This window comes from Pimelobacter simplex (assembly GCF_024662235.1).
Lineage (GTDB): Bacteria > Actinomycetota > Actinomycetes > Propionibacteriales > Nocardioidaceae > Nocardioides.
This window is the reverse complement of record NZ_CP096276.1, coordinates 3247679-3264014: the sequence shown is the minus strand read 5'-3', so window position 1 is coordinate 3264014 and position 16336 is coordinate 3247679. Positions and strand designations below refer to the sequence as shown.

At 72.5% G+C, this 16336-nt stretch carries 15 protein-coding genes; 14 read left to right on the top strand and 1 reads right to left on the bottom strand.

The window, feature by feature from the left end:
- Positions 1–3 precede the first annotated feature (3 nt).
- The 10 genes from M0M48_RS16045 to M0M48_RS16000 are packed head-to-tail and all read left to right on the top strand — an operon-like array spanning position 4 to position 12274.
- Positions 4–1233, top strand: a complete 1230-nt coding sequence (locus M0M48_RS16045) for a toxic anion resistance protein (RefSeq protein ID WP_215817325.1) — start codon at positions 4–6, stop codon at positions 1231–1233.
- A 13-nt stretch (positions 1234–1246) separates the two neighbouring features.
- Positions 1247–1768 carry a hypothetical protein gene (locus tag M0M48_RS16040; protein WP_215817324.1) on the top strand — a complete coding sequence of 174 codons (522 nt, stop codon included), beginning with the start codon at positions 1247–1249 and terminating at the stop codon, positions 1766–1768.
- Positions 1765–3294: an AAA family ATPase gene (locus tag M0M48_RS16035; RefSeq protein WP_257751901.1), complete on the top strand. Its 1530-nt coding sequence runs from the start codon at positions 1765–1767 to the stop codon at positions 3292–3294. Before M0M48_RS16040 ends, M0M48_RS16035 begins: the two co-directional genes overlap by 4 nt.
- Positions 3291–4565: a hypothetical protein gene (locus M0M48_RS16030; RefSeq protein ID WP_257751900.1), complete on the top strand. Its 1275-nt coding sequence runs from the start codon at positions 3291–3293 to the stop codon at positions 4563–4565. The genes M0M48_RS16035 and M0M48_RS16030 overlap by 4 nt, the downstream gene beginning before the upstream one ends.
- Positions 4562–5491 (top strand): glutamate ABC transporter substrate-binding protein, encoded by a 930-nt coding sequence (locus tag M0M48_RS16025; RefSeq protein ID WP_257751899.1) that lies wholly within the window; start codon positions 4562–4564, stop codon positions 5489–5491. The genes M0M48_RS16030 and M0M48_RS16025 overlap by 4 nt, the downstream gene beginning before the upstream one ends.
- A 17-nt stretch (positions 5492–5508) precedes the next feature.
- Complete coding sequence (locus tag M0M48_RS16020) at positions 5509–6621, top strand: hypothetical protein (protein ID WP_257751898.1); 1113 nt, start codon at positions 5509–5511, stop codon at positions 6619–6621.
- Positions 6618–9071, top strand: coding sequence for a serine/threonine-protein kinase (locus M0M48_RS16015; RefSeq protein WP_257751897.1), 2454 nt, complete (start codon positions 6618–6620; stop codon positions 9069–9071). The genes M0M48_RS16020 and M0M48_RS16015 overlap by 4 nt, the downstream gene beginning before the upstream one ends.
- Complete coding sequence (locus M0M48_RS16010; protein ID WP_257751896.1) at positions 9068–10210, top strand: PP2C family serine/threonine-protein phosphatase; 1143 nt, start codon at positions 9068–9070, stop codon at positions 10208–10210. Before M0M48_RS16015 ends, M0M48_RS16010 begins: the two co-directional genes overlap by 4 nt.
- Entirely contained in the window at positions 10203–11492 is a 1290-nt protein-coding gene (locus M0M48_RS16005) for a vWA domain-containing protein (RefSeq protein ID WP_215817318.1), read from the top strand. Before M0M48_RS16010 ends, M0M48_RS16005 begins: the two co-directional genes overlap by 8 nt.
- A complete protein-coding gene (locus M0M48_RS16000; protein WP_257751895.1) occupies positions 11489–12274 on the top strand; it encodes an FHA domain-containing protein in 786 nt (261 codons plus the stop codon). The genes M0M48_RS16005 and M0M48_RS16000 overlap by 4 nt, the downstream gene beginning before the upstream one ends.
- A 276-nt stretch (positions 12275–12550) precedes the next feature.
- On the opposite strand, the gene M0M48_RS15995 is transcribed toward M0M48_RS16000, so the two are convergent.
- Complete coding sequence (locus M0M48_RS15995) at positions 12551–13120, bottom strand: O-methyltransferase (RefSeq protein ID WP_257751894.1); 570 nt, start codon at positions 13118–13120, stop codon at positions 12551–12553.
- Between the two features lie 438 nt (positions 13121–13558).
- Between M0M48_RS15995 and M0M48_RS15990 the strand changes: the two genes are divergently transcribed.
- The 4 genes from M0M48_RS15990 to M0M48_RS15975 all read left to right on the top strand — a co-directional run bounded on the left by M0M48_RS15990 (position 13559) and on the right by M0M48_RS15975 (position 16334).
- On the top strand, positions 13559–13741 hold the full coding sequence (locus tag M0M48_RS15990; RefSeq protein WP_257751893.1) for a hypothetical protein: 183 nt from the start codon (positions 13559–13561) through the stop codon (positions 13739–13741).
- Positions 13742–13751: 10 nt separating this feature from the next.
- Complete coding sequence (locus tag M0M48_RS15985) at positions 13752–14852, top strand: 3-isopropylmalate dehydrogenase (protein WP_215817314.1); 1101 nt, start codon at positions 13752–13754, stop codon at positions 14850–14852.
- An 82-nt stretch (positions 14853–14934) separates the two neighbouring features.
- Positions 14935–16014 (top strand): branched-chain amino acid aminotransferase, encoded by a 1080-nt coding sequence (locus M0M48_RS15980; RefSeq protein ID WP_215817363.1) that lies wholly within the window; start codon positions 14935–14937, stop codon positions 16012–16014.
- Positions 16015–16040: 26 nt separating this feature from the next.
- Positions 16041–16334 (top strand): hypothetical protein, encoded by a 294-nt coding sequence (locus M0M48_RS15975; RefSeq protein ID WP_257751892.1) that lies wholly within the window; start codon positions 16041–16043, stop codon positions 16332–16334.
- Positions 16335–16336 lie beyond the last annotated feature (2 nt).

Here is a 16336-nt window from a genome sequence, read left to right as displayed (position 1 = left end):
TCCATGACCACCGACGGTTCCCAGGCTGCCGCCCCCGAGCCCACCCCGCTCGCACCCCCCGAGCCCGTCATCACGCTCACCGCGCCCGAGGCTCCGGCCCCGGTCGTGGAGACCCAGGCGCCCAAGATGGCGCCCCAGGTCGAGGCGACGATGGTGCCCGAGCTCGACGCGAAGGTCGACAGCTTCCTGACGTCGCTGACCAACACCAAGGCGGGGAGCCCGGAGTTCGCGGCGCAGGCCGAGAACGTGCGCACGATGGGCTCCGCCGACATCCGCAAGGCGGCCGAGACCTCCAACCGGATGCTCGACAAGCCGGTCAGCGCGCTCAAGCAGGGCGGCATCGCCCAGGGCTCCGACGTCGGCAAGACCCTGCTCGCGCTGCGGCGTACCGTCGAGGACCTCGACCCGGGCCAGGCCACCGGCGTCAAGAAGTGGTGGGACAAGCTGCCCTTCAACGACAAGGTCGAGGACTACTTCCGCAAGTACCAGTCCTCCCAGAGCCAGCTCAACGGCATCCTGCACTCGCTGCGCAGTGGCCAGGACGAGCTGACCCGCGACAACGTCGCCCTCAACCTCGAGAAGACCAACCTCTGGGGCGTGATGGGCCGGCTCAACCAGTACATCTACGTCGCCGAGAAGCTCGACGCCAAGCTCTCGGCCAAGATCGCCGAGCTCGAGCTGAGCGACCCCGAGACGGCCAAGACGCTCTCCCAGGACGTGCTCTTCTACGTCCGCCAGAAGCACCAGGACCTGCTCACCCAGCTCGCGGTCTCGATCCAGGCCTACCTGGCGATCGACATCATCATCAAGAACAACATCGAGCTCATCAAGGGCGTCGACCGGGCCACCACGACGACCATCTCCGCGCTGCGGACCGCGGTCATCGTCGCCCAGGCGCTCAACAACCAGAAGCTCGTGCTCGACCAGATCACCGCGCTCAACACCACGACCTCGGCGATGATCCAGCGCACCTCGGAGATGCTCAAGGAGAACTCCGCGGCGATCCAGGAGCAGGCCGCGTCGTCCACGATCGGCATGGAGCAGCTGCAGGCCGCGTTCGCCAACATCTACGCGACCATGGACTCCATCGACGAGTTCAAGCTCAAGGCGCTCGACAACATGTCCACGACGATCGGCGTCCTCGAGACCGAGGTGCAGAAGTCGAAGGCCTACCTCGAGCGGGTCCAGCAGCACGACGCCCGCAACGCCGCCGGCACCCTCGACATCGGCTGACCTGAGGCATCGGGTGGGGTTGAAGACGTGGTGGCGCCGCAAGGGTCGGGGCGGCGCCCCGGACGAGGCGGCGTACGTGGTGCCGGCGCCGCCGACCGAGCAGGACATCCGGGCTGCGCTCAACCAGGTCTACGCGATGCTGCGTGAGGCCAACGCGCCGCCGGTGGTCGTCTCGCGGGTGGAGCGCATCGCGCGCACCATCAACCAGACGCTGCCGCGGCTGAGCCAGCTCGGCCTCGGCAGCGAGGAGGGGTACTCGGTGGTGGCGACCGCGACCGACTACCTCCCCGAGGCGCTCCAGTCCTACCTGCGGCTGCCGCGCGACTGGGCCGACACCCGGCCCATCGACGGACCCAAGACGGCGCTGCTGATCCTGATCGAGGCGCTCGAGCTGCTCGGCGTGACGATGGACCAGATCCTCGACGCGGCCAACCGCGCCGACGCCCAGGCGCTCATCGCCCACACCCGCTTCCTCGACGCCAAGTTCGGCCACTCCTCCTCGGGCGGCCCCGACCTCACGCTAGGAACCCCATGACCTCCCTCGCCGACGCCCTCGACGCGCTCGTCGCCGCGGCCCGCAAGGCCGGGCTGGACGAGAGCGCCGCGCGCGCCGAGGGCGAGGCCGTCGCGGCCACCGTCTCCGAGCGCTCCCGGGGTGCCTTCGTCGACTGGTGCGCCCAGACCGGACGCGAGCGCTCGGCCGAGGACCACATGCTCGCCGCCAAGCGCGGCAACCGCTTCCGGGCCGGCCCGACGCCCCTCATGGCCGCGCTGCTGCTCGCCAAGTCGGCCGACTCCGCCGACTACGCCGGCGCGCTCGCCGACGTCGCCCTGGCCGGCTCCCAGCTCGGCGAGCCGGGCCCGGACGCCGTCGGCGCGGCCACCACCGTCACCACCGCCCAGCTCGGGGGAGGCGCGTCGCTGACGCCGTCCTCGGCCGCGCCGGGCGCGTTCGACCTGCCGGCCCGGCAACCGGTGCCCGGGCTCGGCGACCAGGTGCTCGACCAGGTACGCCGGGTGGGCGACCAGGTCCGCCGTCAGCTCGGCGCGCTCAACACCGCGGCGCCCACCGGCACGCCGCCGCTCCCGGAGCCGACCGAGCCCGAGCCCGCAGCCGCCGACGGCGTCCAGACCCAGGCGGCAGAGCCGGCCATCCCGCCCGCCGAGGAGGCGAAGCCCGAGGAGCCGGTCAAGTCGGTCGAGGAGCTCCTCGCCGAGCTCGACGCGCTCATCGGCCTGGCCGACGTCAAGGGCGAGATCCACCGCCAGGCCGCCGTCCTGCGCGTCGAGGGCCTGCGCAAGAAGGCCGGCCTGGAGTCGCCGACCATCACCCGCCACCTCGTCTTCAACGGCAACCCCGGCACCGGCAAGACCACGGTCGCGCGCCTGGTCGCCGGCATCTACCGCGCCCTCGGCCTGCTCTCCCAAGGCCAGCTCGTCGAGGTCGACCGCTCCGAGCTGGTCGCCGGCTACCTCGGCCAGACCGCCGCCAAGACCGCCGAGGTGGTCAAGTCCGCCGAGGGCGGCGTGCTCTTCATCGACGAGGCCTACTCGCTCTCCGGCGACCAGTACGGCAAGGAAGCCATCGACACCCTGGTCAAGGAGATGGAGGACAAGCGCGACGACCTCGTCGTCATCGTCGCCGGGTACCCCCTGCCGATGGCCGTCTTCATCTCCGAGAACCCCGGTCTCGAGAGCCGCTTCCGCACCACCATCGACTTCGCCGACTACACCGACGACGAGCTCACCGCGATCTTCTCCTCGATGGTCGGCGCCGCCGACTACGACGCCGGCGAGCCGGTCTGCGAGCGGCTCCGCGAGATCCTCGCCGTCACCCCGCGCGGCCCGTCGTTCGGCAACGCACGCTTCGTCCGCAACCTCATGGAGGCCGCCATCGGCCACCACGCCTGGCGCCTGCGCGACATCGCAGAGCCCACCCTCGACGAGCTGCGCACCCTCCTGCCCGAGGACCTCGTGGCCGACACCGAGCTCGAACCGCCCGCCGAGGCCCCACCGGCCGAACCGGTCGACCCGTTCCCCACTCCCGAGGAGGAGTCGTGAGCCAGACCGCCACCCCCCAGGCGGCCCCGCCGCCGCCGGCCCCGGCCGCCGCCGTCGCGGCGCCCGCCCCTGCCGCGGTCGCGCAGGCCGCGCCGTCGTACGTGGACACGCCGGCGCTGCTCAACCGCTGGCAGCTCATCGGGATGAGCGTGGCCATCGTGTTCGGGCTGGTCAGCGCGCTCGTGCAGTTCGTGGGCTGGCAGTCCGACGGCCGGGCGGCGGACGACACCGACCAGCTGCTGCGCGTGCAGACCATCAAGTCCTCGTTGCTGAGCGCCGATGCGACCGCGACCAACGCCTTCCTGCGCGGTGGTCTCGAGGACGCCGCGCAGCGCACGGCGTACGACAAGGCGATCGAGTCGGTCCTCAGGAACATCGCGACTGCCGCTCGAGCGCAGCCGGCCGACCAGGCCGCGCTCGCGCAGCTCAACGTCATGGTCACCAACTACACGACCGCGGTCGCTCAGGCCCGCGACAACAACCGTCAGGGCTTCCCGATCGGTGCGGAGTACCTCAGTGGCGCGAGCATCGACCTCCGGGCCGATGGAGGTGCCCTCTCGATCCTCGACGCGCTGGTGAAGTCCAACCAGCAGCGGGCTGAGGACGCGATGGGAGGTCAGCACCCGTTCTGGCTGCTGCTCCTCGGGGTCGTCGCGCTCGGCGTCCTCTTCTGGCTGAACCGCGAGCTGGCCCAGCGATTCCGGCGGCGGATCAACAAGGGCATCGCGATCGCCGCCCTCATCGTCCTCGGCGTGACGCTGGTGACGGTGGTGGGCGCCTGGATCCGGGACAGCTCCAACGACAGCCTGCGCGATGGGGAGTTCGCCAAGGCCGTCGCCGAGGCCAACGCGAGGACCGAGGGCAACGACGCCAAGGCCAACGAGAGCCTCCGGCTGATCAAGCGCGGTTCCGGCACGACCTACGAGGACAACTGGCAGAAGTCCGCGGACAAGGTGGCCGCGTCCGGCACCAGCGCGCTGAGCGAGTGGAAGACCTATGCCGCGACGCACGCCGAGATCAAGAAGCTCGACGACGACGGCAACTGGGACCGGGCGCGGGCGCTCGCTCTCGGTCAGAGTGTCGCCGACTTCGACAAGTTCGCCGGTGCGGCCGAGGCGGCCGCGGACAAGAACGGCAGCACGGCGGCTGAGGACCTGCGCAGCGGTCGTTCGCTGGCGCTCATCCTGAGCGGGCTGACGATCCTGCTCGGCATCGCCGCATCGGTGTTCCTCGCCCGAGGAATCGGCGAGCGACGGAGGGAGTTCTCGTGAACCGGTCCCGGCCCTTGGCCGCCACCCTGGCGGTCGCCGCCCTCCTGCTCGCGGCCTGCGGCTACGACGCGACCCCGGTCCCGAAGCCCAAAGCCGCCGACGCGACGACGGCGTCGTCCTCGAAGCCGGTCCAGTGCGACAACCCCACGCAGTCCTACGCCCCCAGCAACGACCGGGCCAAGGCCGTCGCCGACCTCAAGCACAAGGGGCGCCTGGTCGTCGGCGTCTCGGGTGACACCTTCCAGATGGGCTTCAGCGACCCGACCGACGGTGAGCTCAAGGGCTTCGACATCGATTTCGCCAAGGCCATCGCCAAGGCGCTGGGGGTGACCCTCGACCTGCGCGTCATCTCGGCCGCCGATCGCACGGAGCTCCTCAAGAACGGCACCATCGACATGGTCGCGCGCAACATGACCGTCAACTGCGAGCGCTGGGAGCAGGTCGCGTTCTCCTCGGTCTACTACAACGCGACCCAGAAGGTCCTGGTCCGCAAGGACCAGGCCGCGAGCTACCAGGGACCCGAGAGCCTGGCCGACAAGAAGGTCTGCGCACCCACGGCCACGACCAGCCTCACCCGGATCGAGGAGGTAGCGCCGGCCGCTGACCCGATCGGTGCCAAGAACCACACCGGCTGCCTGATCCTGTTCCAGAAGGGTGACGTCGACGCGATCACCGGTGACGACACCGTGCTCGCCGGGCTGGCCGCGCAGGACCCCTATGCGGTCGTACCTCCGCAGCAGACCAAGCTCTCCGACGAGCCCTACGGCCTGGCGTTCGACAAGAACGCCGTCGACCTGGTCCGGTACGCCAACTCGGTGCTCCAGGACATGCGGACCGACGGCGCGTGGCAGAAGGCCTACACGACGTGGCTCAAGCCCTACCTCAAGGTCGACATCGCGCCGCCTGCCCCGGTCTACGGCCGGTGACCGTGGACCAAGCCACCATGCCCACCACCGCACCCACCGCCCCCGGCAAGCTCGGGGACGCGCTGGACCCTGCGGCGATCCAGGCCTACCTCGGCGCGCTCGACACCTGGCTCCGGGTACGCCGCTCCGAGCTCGACGAGCTCGACCAGGCCGCGCTGGCGGTGGGTCGCGGGGGAGAGCTGGCCGGGGACATGTCGCTGGCGCTGGCGCTGTGGAAGGCGATCGCCGACCGCCACCAGCTGGTCTTCGCGACCTGGGACGGCGGCCGGGTGCTCCAGCAGGAGCGGGAGCGGATCTCGGCGCTGATCTGGGGTCGGCTCGACGGGGCGACCGAGCTGCCGGGCGGGTTGGCGGTCTCGCTGCCCGAGGCGGGGCGGTTGTGCGACGCGCTGACCGGTCAGCTGCGCAGCCGGCTCTCGCTGGTGCCGGGGGCCGATGCCCAGTCGGCGCGGATCCGCGAGCTGCGGGCCCAGCTGGAGCGGATCCGTGACCAGGTCGGGCTGGAGCCGGCGATCAGCCGGGACGGCGCGATCCAGCGGCTGGCCGAGCTGATGTCGCGGCTCGAGGGGATCACGGCCAAGGCCGAGCGCGGTGGTGACGTGGGCGGGATGCTCGGGCCGCTGGAGACCGAGGCGACGACCTTCGAGCGCGACCTCATCGTCGGCAACGCCCGGCGCCGCGACGCGCGCGACCAGGTGATCTCGGCGCGCGAGCTGCGGGCCGACCTCGAGGCCCGCGAGGCGGCGCTGCAGAAGCTCGCCGAGACCTGCGTGGCGACGGTCGACCCGGCGCCGCGCTACGCGGTGCCCGACGTCGGTGCGCTCGGTCCGGTGCCGGTCACGCCCGACGCGATCGGGCCCTACCTGCAGCGTCTCGACCGGGTCTCCCAGGCGCTCGAGATCGCCCAGCACGCCTATGCGGCGGCGCTCGACGAGCACGCCCAGCTCGTCGGCCTGCTCGACGCCTACGTCGCCAAGGCCCGCGCCGCGGGTCTGGCCGACCACCCCGACCTCGCCGCGAGCGAGCAGGCCGCCCGATCGGTCCTGCAGCGCTCGCCCGCACCGATGAGCGTGGCCCAGCAGCTCGTCACGACGTACCAGACCTGGCTAGCCAAGGAGAGCACCCCATGAGCGCAGGCGCCTGCACCCAGCCCGGCTGCACGGGCAGCATCGTCGACGGCTACTGCGACGTGTGCGGCATGCCCGGCACCGGCGGTACGTCGACCCCCGCCGCCACGGCGAGCGCCCCCGCGAGCGCCCCCGCGAGCCCGCCGGTCAGCACCCCCGGCAGCACCCTGACCGGTGCGACGGTCAGCACCTCCCCGCGCGCGGTCCCCGCTCCCAACGGCAGCCCGTGCCAGCAGCCCGGCTGCACCGGCAAGATCCTCGACGGCTACTGCGACGTCTGCGGCACCCCGGCCGTGCCGGGGGCCCGGGTCGCCGAGGCGGCCGCGATCGCCGAGTCCCAGCCGCTCTCGGGTCGCGAGGGCACCTCGGCGACGGCGGCGAGCCGGGTCCAGTCCGCGGCGATCGGCTCCAAGCGCGCCGGCGCCAGCGGTACGTCGTCCACCCGGCGCACCCGCACCGGCTCCCAGCGGATGCGCTCCGCGCGCCTCGGCGCCGGCCTCACCGTCGTCCCGCCCGCGCCGCCGGTCGACGCGGCCCGCGCGATCATGGCCGACCCGCAGGTGCCCGAGGACAAGCGCAGCTGCGCCAAGTGCGGCAACGCGGTCGGCCGCGGCATCGACGGGACGCCGGGGCGCAGCGAAGGCTTCTGCCCCAACTGCGGCCAGCCATTCTCGTTCACCCCCAAGCTCCAGCCGGGCGACCTGGTCGCCGGTCAGTACGAGGTCGCCGGCGCGCTCGCCCACGGCGGCCTCGGCTGGATCTACCTCGGCCGCGACCGCAACGTCTCCAACCGCTGGGTCGTGCTCAAGGGCCTGCTCAACTCCGGCGACCCCGACGCGCTCGCCGCGGCCATCGCCGAGCAGCAGTTCCTCGCCCAGGTCGAGCACCCGCTCATCGTCGAGATCTACAACTTCGTCACCCACGAGGGTGCCGGCTACATCGTCATGGAGTACGTCGGCGGCAAGTCGATCAAGCAGATCCTCAAGGAGCGGATGTCGGCCAACGGCGGCCAGTACGACGCCCTGCCGGTCGACCAGGCGCTCGCCTACATCCTCGAGCTGCTGCCGGCGTTCCAGTACCTGCACGACCTCGGCCTGGTCTACTGCGACTTCAAGCCCGACAACATGATCCAGGTCGGCGACGCGATGAAGCTCATCGACCTCGGCGGCGTCCGGCGCATCGACGACGAGGAGTCGGCGATCTACGGCACGGTCGGGTACCAGGCACCCGAGGTCGCCGAGGTCGGCCCGTCGGTCGCCTCGGACATCTACACGATCGGCCGCACGCTGGTCGTGCTGTGCATGGAGTTCCGCGGCTACCAGGGCACCTACCTGCACAGCCTGCCGCCGGTCGACAGCACGCCGCTGTTCCAGCAGAACGACTCGCTCTACCAGCTCATCGCCAAGTGCTGCGCGCCCGACCCGGCCGACCGGTTCGCCTCGGTCGACGAGATGCGCACCCAGGTGCTCGGCGTCCTGCGCGAGGTGGTCGCCCGCCGCCGCCAGGGCACGGCGAGCACGTCGGCCGCCTCGGTGCTCTTCGAGTCGCCCGCCACGGCCCGGCCGATCACCGGCTGGAGCCAGCTGCCCGCGCTGCGCGAGGACACCACCGACGCCCAGTACAGCTGGCTGAGCACCATCGGCGACGACGACCCCAAGCGGCGCCTGGCCGACCTGGAGTCCGCGCCCGAGGACTCCGCCGAGGTCTGGCTGGCCCGGGCCCGCGCGGCGCTCGACCTCGGGGACCCGGTGCTCGCCAAGGGCCACGCCCAGCGGCTGCTCACCGACGACCCGTGGGAGTGGCGGGCGCTGTGGGTCGAGGGCCTCGCCGCCGTCCAGGCCGAGGACTGGGAGACCGCCAAGGCCTCGTTCAACGCCGTCTACCAGCAGGTCCCCGGTGAGCTGGCGCCCAAGCTGGCGCTGGCGTTCGCCTGCGAGCGCGGTGGCCTGCCCGAGGTCGCCGAGGGGCTCTACCAGGTGTGCGCGTCGACCGACGCGGCGTACGTGCCGCCGGCCGCCTTCGGGATGGCCCGGGTCCGCGCGGCCCGCCAGGACACCGTCGGTGCCGTCGCGGCGCTCGACCTGGTCCCGACCACGAGCCGCGGCTACACCGAGAGCCGCCAGCTGCGGGCCGAGGTGCTGCTCTCCGGCGGTGCGCACGACATCACCGTGCTCGACCAGGCGATGCGCACGATCGAGGCCTCCAGCGTCGACCAGCAGACCCGCCAGCAGTTCACGGTGCGGATCCTCACCGAGGCGCTGCCCGTGGTCAGCCAGGCCGCCAACGCCGTCCCCGCCGGTACCAAGATCGGCGCGGTCACCGCGACCGAGGCGGGCGTGCGCGACGGGCTCGAGAACGCCCTGCGCCTGCTCGCCCGCGACGCCGTCGACCTCAAGGAGCGGGTGAACCTGGTCAACCAGGCCAACGCCGTCCGGAACTGGAGCCTCACGTGACCTGTCCCTCCTGCGGTGCGGCGCTCGCGCCCGGCGCGCGGTTCTGCGAGGGCTGCGGTGCCCCGGTCGGTACGGCGGACGCCGCGCCCGCCCCGGTCGCCCCGGCCTCCGCCGACCACCCGCTCGGCGACGCGCCGATCAGCGCGCCGACCCGCAAGCCGGCGGGCACGCTGCCCGACCCGCCGGCGCCCGCGGGCCGGCGGCCCTGCACCGAGTGCGGGGGAGAGGTCGGTCCCGACCTCTACTGCGTGGAGTGCGGCACCAAGGCGCCCAGCGAGCGCGACCACTTCGAGGAGCAGCCGGCGCCGTGGGTGGCCGGCGTGTGCGACAAGGCGATCCGCAAGAACCGCAACGAGGACGCGATGGCGCTCCTGGCCGGTGCCGAGCCGGGCTCGCGCGCGGTGCTCATCGTGATGGACGGCGTCTCGAACTCCATCGACTCCGATGTCGCCTCCCTGGCCGGCGCCCGCGCGGCGCGCGAGGTGCTGCGGGTGCCGCTGCCTGCGGGCATGGGGACGCCGGAGAGCCGCGACGCCGCCGTGCGCAAGGTGATGACGGCGGCCGCGGCGGCCGCCAACACCGCGATCGTGGCGGTCACCGACCCCGACTCGCCCAACCCCGCGTCGGCGACGTTCACCGCCGCCGTGCTCGAGGGGCGCCGGATCACCTGGGCCAACGTCGGCGACTCCCGCTGCTACTGGGTGCCCGACGCCGGTACGGCGGTCCAGCTGACCACCGACGACTCGCTGGCCCAGGCCCAGATCGCCGAGGGCATCGCCCGCGAGGTCGCCGAGTCCGGACCCCAGGCGCACGCGATCACCAAGTGGCTCGGGCGCGACTCCGAGGACTTCGTGCCCTCCGTCGGCACCCTCGACGTCGCCGAGCCCGGCTGGTTGCTCGCCTGCTCCGACGGACTGTGGAACTACGCGTCCACGCCCGAGGAGATGCACACCCAGGTGCGCGCCGCCGCCACGGCGGACCCGCTCGCCCTCGCGGGGGCGCTCGTCGCCTTCGCCAACGCCGCCGGCGGCCACGACAACATCACCGCCGCCGTCGCCCGGGTCGATCTCGGGCAGAATGACCAGACCCCGACGCCCGCACCGGCGGGCACCTCAGGAGGAGAGCCGAGCGATGGCTGAGTTCAGCGCCGCCGTCTACCAGAACGAGTTCCTGCCCGACGGCGGGACCGACGTCAACGCGATCGTCACGATCACCTGCCAGGGGGCCGGCACCGCCGGTCAGTCCGGCGCGGGCAGCGCGGGCGAGATCATCATCGTCGACACCTCGGGCTCGATGGGCCCCTCGACGATGGCTGCCGCCAAGGAGGCCGCGCAGGCCGCGCTGGCCGAGATCGTCGACGGCACCTACTTCGCCGTCATCGCCGGCGCCGACCGCGCGATGCTGGCCTACCCGCAGGTCTCCAGCGGCCCGGGCATGGTCCGGATGGACGCCCGTACCCGCCAGGACGCCGCCGCCGCGATCGGCCGCTTCGTCGGCAGCGGCGGCACCGCGATCAGCACCTGGCTCGACCTGGCCGGCCAGCTCTTCGGCTCCGTCGCCGAGGTCACCCAGCGCCACGTCCTGCTGCTCACCGACGGCGAGAACCGCGAGCGCCCCGGCCGGCTCGACGACGCGATCAACCGCGCGACCGGCTACTTCCAGGCCGACTGCCGCGGCGCCGGCACCGACTGGCAGGTCGCCGAGATCCGCCGGATCGCCCAGGCCCTGCTCGGCACCGTCGACATCATCCCGCGCCCGGCGGAGATGAAGGCGCAGTTCGAGGAGATCATGCGCAACGCCATGTCCCGCGGCGTCGCCGACGCCTCGCTGCGGGTCTGGACGCCCCAGGGCGCCGAGGTGCTCTTCGTGCGCCAGGTCTCGCCGACCGTCGAGGACCTCAGCAACCGGCGGACGCCGGTCAACCCGCTCACCGGCGACTACCCGACGGGCGCCTGGGCCGACGAGTCCCGCGACTACCACGTCGCGATCCGGGTCCCGGCCAAGGCGATCGGCCAGGAGCAGCTCGCGGCCCGGGTCCAGCTCGCGCTCGGCAGCGACGTCGTCACCCAGGCGCTGGTCAAGGCGACCTGGTCGGGCAACTCCGAGCTCACCACCCGGATCGACCAGCAGGTCGCCCACTACACCGGGCAGGCCGAGCTCGCCCAGATGATCCAGGAGGGGCTCGCGGCCAAGGCCGCCGGCGACGAGGCGACCGCGACCACCAAGCTCGGCCGCGCCGTCCAGCTCGCCGCCGAGACCGGCAACGACGAGGCGACCTCCAAGCTCCGCAAGGTCGTCGACGTCGACAGCGAGGAGACCGGCACCGTCCGGCTCAAGCGCGCGGTCGACAAGGCCGACGAGATGGCCCTCGACACCGCCTCCACCAAGACCACGAGGATCCGCAAGGAGCCCACCTCATGAGTACCTGCCCGTCCGGGCACGAATCGGCCGCCGACGACTACTGCGACGTCTGCGGTCTGCCGATCCCGGCCGGCGGCGGTGCTCCGGCACCCGCCGCCGACCCGGCCGCGGAGGCCGCCGCATCGGCCGCTCCGGCCGCTCCGGCGGCCCCTGCCGAGCCGACCACCACCGCGTGCCCGAACTGCCAGGCCGCGAACCCGCCGAGCGCGCTGTTCTGCGAGGCCTGCGGCTACGACTTCACGACCGGCTCGATGCCGCGGCCGATCACCCCGCTCGCCCCGCCCTCGCCGCTCGACCTCGACGCGCCCTCGGCGCCGTCCGCGCCCTCCGTGCCGGACGCCCCGCCGGCGCCGCCGGTCTCGGTCGCGCCGCCGCTGGCCGAGGCCTGGGTGGCCGAGGTGTGGATCGACCCCGACTGGTACGCCGACCAGGAGTCCACCGACCCGCTGCCCTCCGCGGGCGTGCCGACCGTCGTACCGCTGCGGTCGACGTCGATCCTGGTCGGGCGCACCTCGCGCAGCCGCGGGATCCACCCCGACATCGACCTCGGCTCCGACAACGGCATCAGCCGGCGCCACTGCCAGCTGACCACCGACGGCAGCCGCTGGTGGGTCGAGGACCTGGGCTCCTCCAACGGCACCTACCTCGGCTCGGCCGTCGGCCCGCTGCCCAAGGACCCGGTGCCGGCGGGCGAGAAGCGCGAGATCGCCCCGGACGCCCGCGTCTACCTCGGGGCGTGGACCCGGCTGGTGGTCCGGCGGGCCCAGCCGGGCGAGGTCTGAGCGCCGCCCCCGCCGCGCCGCGCCGCGCCCCACCCGCTGTAACACGCTGTCCGCGTTGGTTCGCGCCACTTGTCGTTGCTTCCACGCCGTTGCAGACGGCGTGGAGCGACGTCAACCGCCGGTCAGCACGGTGGACAGCGTGTTACCCGACGACGGTCGCACCCGCCGCGGACGCGCGCGGCCGCCCCGAGCCGGCTCAGCGGCGGTGCGGGCGGTTCAGCGGCGGTGCGGGCGGTTCAGCGGCGGCGCGGGCGGTTCAGCGGCGGCGCGGGCGGTTCAGCGGCGGGTGGCGATGAGCGCCGAGGCGTCCACGGCGACCATCACCTCGACGGTGGTGAACCGCTCGTCGGTCAGCCACTCCTCGCGCAGCGTGTCGACCCGGCCGCCGGTGATCGGCGGCCACATCTCGCACGGCACGAAGTCGTCGAGCACCACGATGCCGCCCGGCTCGACCAGGTCGGCGATCTTGTCGACGCCGACCGCCGAGGGGTCACCGGAGTCGAGGAAGAGCAGCGAGAACGGGCCCTTGTCCATCAGCGTCGACCAGTCCGCGGCGAGGACGTCGACCTGGGCGTCGTCCTCGAAGATCTCGGCCGCGGCCGCGGCGAGCTTGGGGTTGAGCTCGGCGGTGAGGATGCGCGCCTTGTCGTTGCGCACGCCCGAGCGCAGCCACGCCGTACCGACGCCGCAGCCGGTGCCGAACTCGGCCATCGTGCCCTCGCGGGTCGCCGCGAGCGCGGCCAGCAGGCGGCCGGTCTCGTTGCGGCAGAACGACACGTAGCCCGCGCGCCGGGACACGTCGAACGCGCGGTTGACGACGTCGGGAAGCTCGGGAGGCGCGCTCATAGATCGAGTCTTACATCCGGTGTCTCAGATGCTGACGGTGGGTCTCGGCCCCTGGACGGCCGGTCCGGCCCTCCGCCATGCGAGACGGTGCTGGCCTCCGCGTCTCACCTGTCGTAGGATCTGTCCACCATGCGGAGCGCTCTTCTCGTAATCGTGCGCCGCGGCGAGGCCTGAGAGAGGCCACCTCGCCGCGGTGAACGCGGCGTTCCCTTGTATCGGCGCCCAGGCCGCTCGTCCAACTCGACAGTCCTGGCGCTTTCTCCGCAGAGCACCGCGACGGGCCCACCGGCCGGCATACCGCGTGATCCGCACCCCCGTCGCAGTCGACATCGTGAGACCCACGAGCTGACACCCACCCGTCGCGGTGGGAGGAGCCCAGGACGGCAATACCCGTTCCCCTCCACCCGCGCAGCTCCTCCTCACGAAAGACAACCAGCGATGTTCACGACCACCGACCGCCGGACCAACCCGACCGGCTACGCCTCGCACACCGACGCCAGCAGCACCGAGTGGGGCCCGGCCAAGCACAACCCCGAGCACCCCTTCCACCGCGAGCTCGACGAGGTCGCCGCGGCGGTTGACCTGCGAGACGGTGACGCCGCGCGCCCCGACGACAACTAACCTCGCCGTCATGACCGACACGTCCTCTGCCTCCTTCACGCCCGCGACCGGCCAGGTCGACCTCGCCGTCATCCCTGGTGACGGCATCGGTCCCGAGGTCACCGCCGAGGCGCTCAAGGTGCTCGAGGTGGCGGCGCCGGCCGAGCTGAAGTTCTCCCGCACCCAGTACGACCTCGGTGCCGAGAACTACCTCAAGACCGGCGAGGTCCTGCCCGACGCGGTCCTCGCCGAGATCAAGGGCCAGGACGCGATCCTCCTCGGCGCCGTCGGCGGCAAGCCCAACGACCCGAACCTGCCCCCGGGCATCCTCGAGCGCGGCCTGCTGCTCAAGCTCCGCTTCGAGCTCGACCACTACGTCAACCTGCGTCCCTCGCGCCTGTTCCCGGGCTCGGTCGCGCCGCTGTCCGACGCGGTGCTGGGCAAGGGCGAGATCGACTTCGTGGTCGTCCGCGAGGGCACCGAGGGCCCCTACACCGGCAACGGCGGCGCCCTGCGCGTCGGTACGCCGGCCGAGGTCGCCACCGAGGTCTCGGTCAACACCGCCTACGGCGTCGAGCGCGTCGTGCGCGACGCCTTCGAGCGCGCCCGCAAGCGCCCCCGCAAGAAGCTCACCCTCGTCCACAAGACCAACGTGCTCGTGCACGCCGGTCAGGTCTGGTGGCGGCTGTTCGAGAAGGTCGCGGCGGAGTACCCCGACGTGACCACCGACTACTGCCACATCGACGCGGTGATGATCTTCCTCGCCACCGACCCCCAGCGCTTCGACGTCATCGTCACCGACAACCTGTTCGGCGACATCGTCACCGACCTCGCCGCCGCGATCACCGGCGGCATCGGCCTGGCCGCGTCGGGCAACGTCAACCCCGACCGCACCGCGCCGTCGATGTTCGAGCCCGTGCACGGCTCGGCCCCCGACATCGCGGGTCAGCTCATCGCCGACCCGACCGCGGCGATCCTGTCCGGTGCGCTCCTGCTCGACCACCTCGGCCACCCCGAGGCGGCCGCCCGGATCGAGACGGCGGTCCTCGCCGACCTCGAGGCGCGCACGCCCGGCCAGCAGCGTCGTACGCCCGAGGTGGGCGACGCGATCGCGGCACGAGTAGCGGGCTGACCCGCGTTCGGAGTGCTCCCCTCCGGAACGCGGGCAGAATGCCCCCTGCCGACCCGCGTTAACGAGGACTAACCTGATGACCATGCAGATCACCACCACGCTCTCTGCGAACCCCACCGACGACACCCGGCTGGCGGAGATCCTGGCCAACCCCGGCTTCGGCTCGCACTTCTCCGACCACATGTTCACCGTCGAGTGGACCCCGGAGCAGGGCTGGTACGACGCGCGGATCACGCCCTACGGCCCGATCACGCTCGACCCCGCGGCCGCCGTCCTGCACTACGCGCAGGAGACCTTCGAGGGCATGAAGGCCTACCGCCACGACGACGACTCGCTGTGGCTGTTCCGCCCCGAGGCCAACGCCGAGCGGATGATCCGCTCCAGCCACCGCCTCGCGCTGCCCGTCCTGGAGGTCCCCGACTTCCTCCAGGCCGTCGAGGAGCTCGTCAAGGCCGACGCCCGCTGGGTGCCCGGCAACCCCGACGGCGGCGAGAAGAGCCTCTACCTGCGCCCGTTCATGTTCGCCTCCGAGAAGTTCCTCGGGGTGCGCCCGGCCCAGCACGTCACCTTCATGGTGATCGCGAGCCCGGCAGGCGCCTACTTCAAGGGCGGCGTCAAGCCGGTCACGCTGTGGCTCACCGAGGAGTACACCCGGGCCGGCCGCGGCGGCATGGGCGCGGCCAAGACCGGCGGCAACTACGCCTCGTCGCTGGTCGCCCAGCAGGAGGCCTACGCCGCCGGGTGCGACCAGGTCGTCTTCCTCGACGCCCAGGAGGGCACCTACGTCGAGGAGCTCGGCGGGATGAACATGTACTTCGTGTTCGACGACGGCTCGATCGTCACCCCCGAGACCGGCACGATCCTCGAGGGCATCACCCGCTCCTCGATCATCGAGCTGGCCGGCAAGATGGGCCACCACGTCACCGAGCGCCAGTTCGGCATCGACGAGTGGCGCGAGGGCGTGGCCAGCGGCCGGATCACCGAGATCTTCGCCTGCGGCACGGCCGCGGTCGTGACCCCGGTCGGCGCGCTCAAGTGGGCCGGCGGCGAGACCGCCGCGCCCGCCAGCCAGGACCTGACCATGCGGATCCGGCAGGCGCTCGTCGACGTCCAGCTCGGCCGGGCCGACGACACCTTCGGCTGGATGCGCAAGATCGACTGAGCACACTCGCCTCGTAGGGTCGCGTCATGGACTCCTACCTGGACGCGCGGATCGCCAAGCTCGAGGAGCACGTCAACTGGCTCTACGCGCAGGCCGGGCACCCGCCGCCGTACACCGCGCCGAGCGCGGGCGCGGGCGCGGCCGGGCACGCGGTGCCCGGCCCGCTGCGGCCCTCCGAGGAGGTGCTGGCCTTCATCCGCGCCGACCGGGTCGTACACGCGGTCAAGCAGTACCGGCGCGAGACCGGCGACGGGCTGCGCGAGGCCAACCGGGCGGTCGAGAGCTTCGTGGCCGAGTACCGCGCCGGCCGGCTGCGCTGAGG

Excerpts from the sequence above, each read along its gene's own strand:
- M0M48_RS16045 (WP_215817325.1), top strand. The coding sequence starts at position 4 with ATGACCACCGACGGTTCCCAGGCTGCCGCCCCCGAGCCCACCCCGCTC.
- M0M48_RS16035 (WP_257751901.1), top strand. The coding sequence starts at position 1,765 with ATGACCTCCCTCGCCGACGCCCTCGACGCGCTCGTCGCCGCGGCCCGC.
- M0M48_RS16020 (WP_257751898.1), top strand. The coding sequence starts at position 5,509 with ATGCCCACCACCGCACCCACCGCCCCCGGCAAGCTCGGGGACGCGCTG.
- M0M48_RS16015 (WP_257751897.1), top strand. The coding sequence starts at position 6,618 with ATGAGCGCAGGCGCCTGCACCCAGCCCGGCTGCACGGGCAGCATCGTC.
- M0M48_RS16005 (WP_215817318.1), top strand. The coding sequence starts at position 10,203 with ATGGCTGAGTTCAGCGCCGCCGTCTACCAGAACGAGTTCCTGCCCGAC.
- M0M48_RS16000 (WP_257751895.1), top strand. The coding sequence starts at position 11,489 with ATGAGTACCTGCCCGTCCGGGCACGAATCGGCCGCCGACGACTACTGC.
- M0M48_RS15995 (WP_257751894.1), bottom strand. The coding sequence starts at position 13,120 with ATGAGCGCGCCTCCCGAGCTTCCCGACGTCGTCAACCGCGCGTTCGAC.
- M0M48_RS15990 (WP_257751893.1), top strand. The coding sequence starts at position 13,559 with ATGTTCACGACCACCGACCGCCGGACCAACCCGACCGGCTACGCCTCG.
- M0M48_RS15985 (WP_215817314.1), top strand. The coding sequence starts at position 13,752 with ATGACCGACACGTCCTCTGCCTCCTTCACGCCCGCGACCGGCCAGGTC.
- M0M48_RS15980 (WP_215817363.1), top strand. The coding sequence starts at position 14,935 with ATGCAGATCACCACCACGCTCTCTGCGAACCCCACCGACGACACCCGG.
- M0M48_RS15975 (WP_257751892.1), top strand. The coding sequence starts at position 16,041 with ATGGACTCCTACCTGGACGCGCGGATCGCCAAGCTCGAGGAGCACGTC.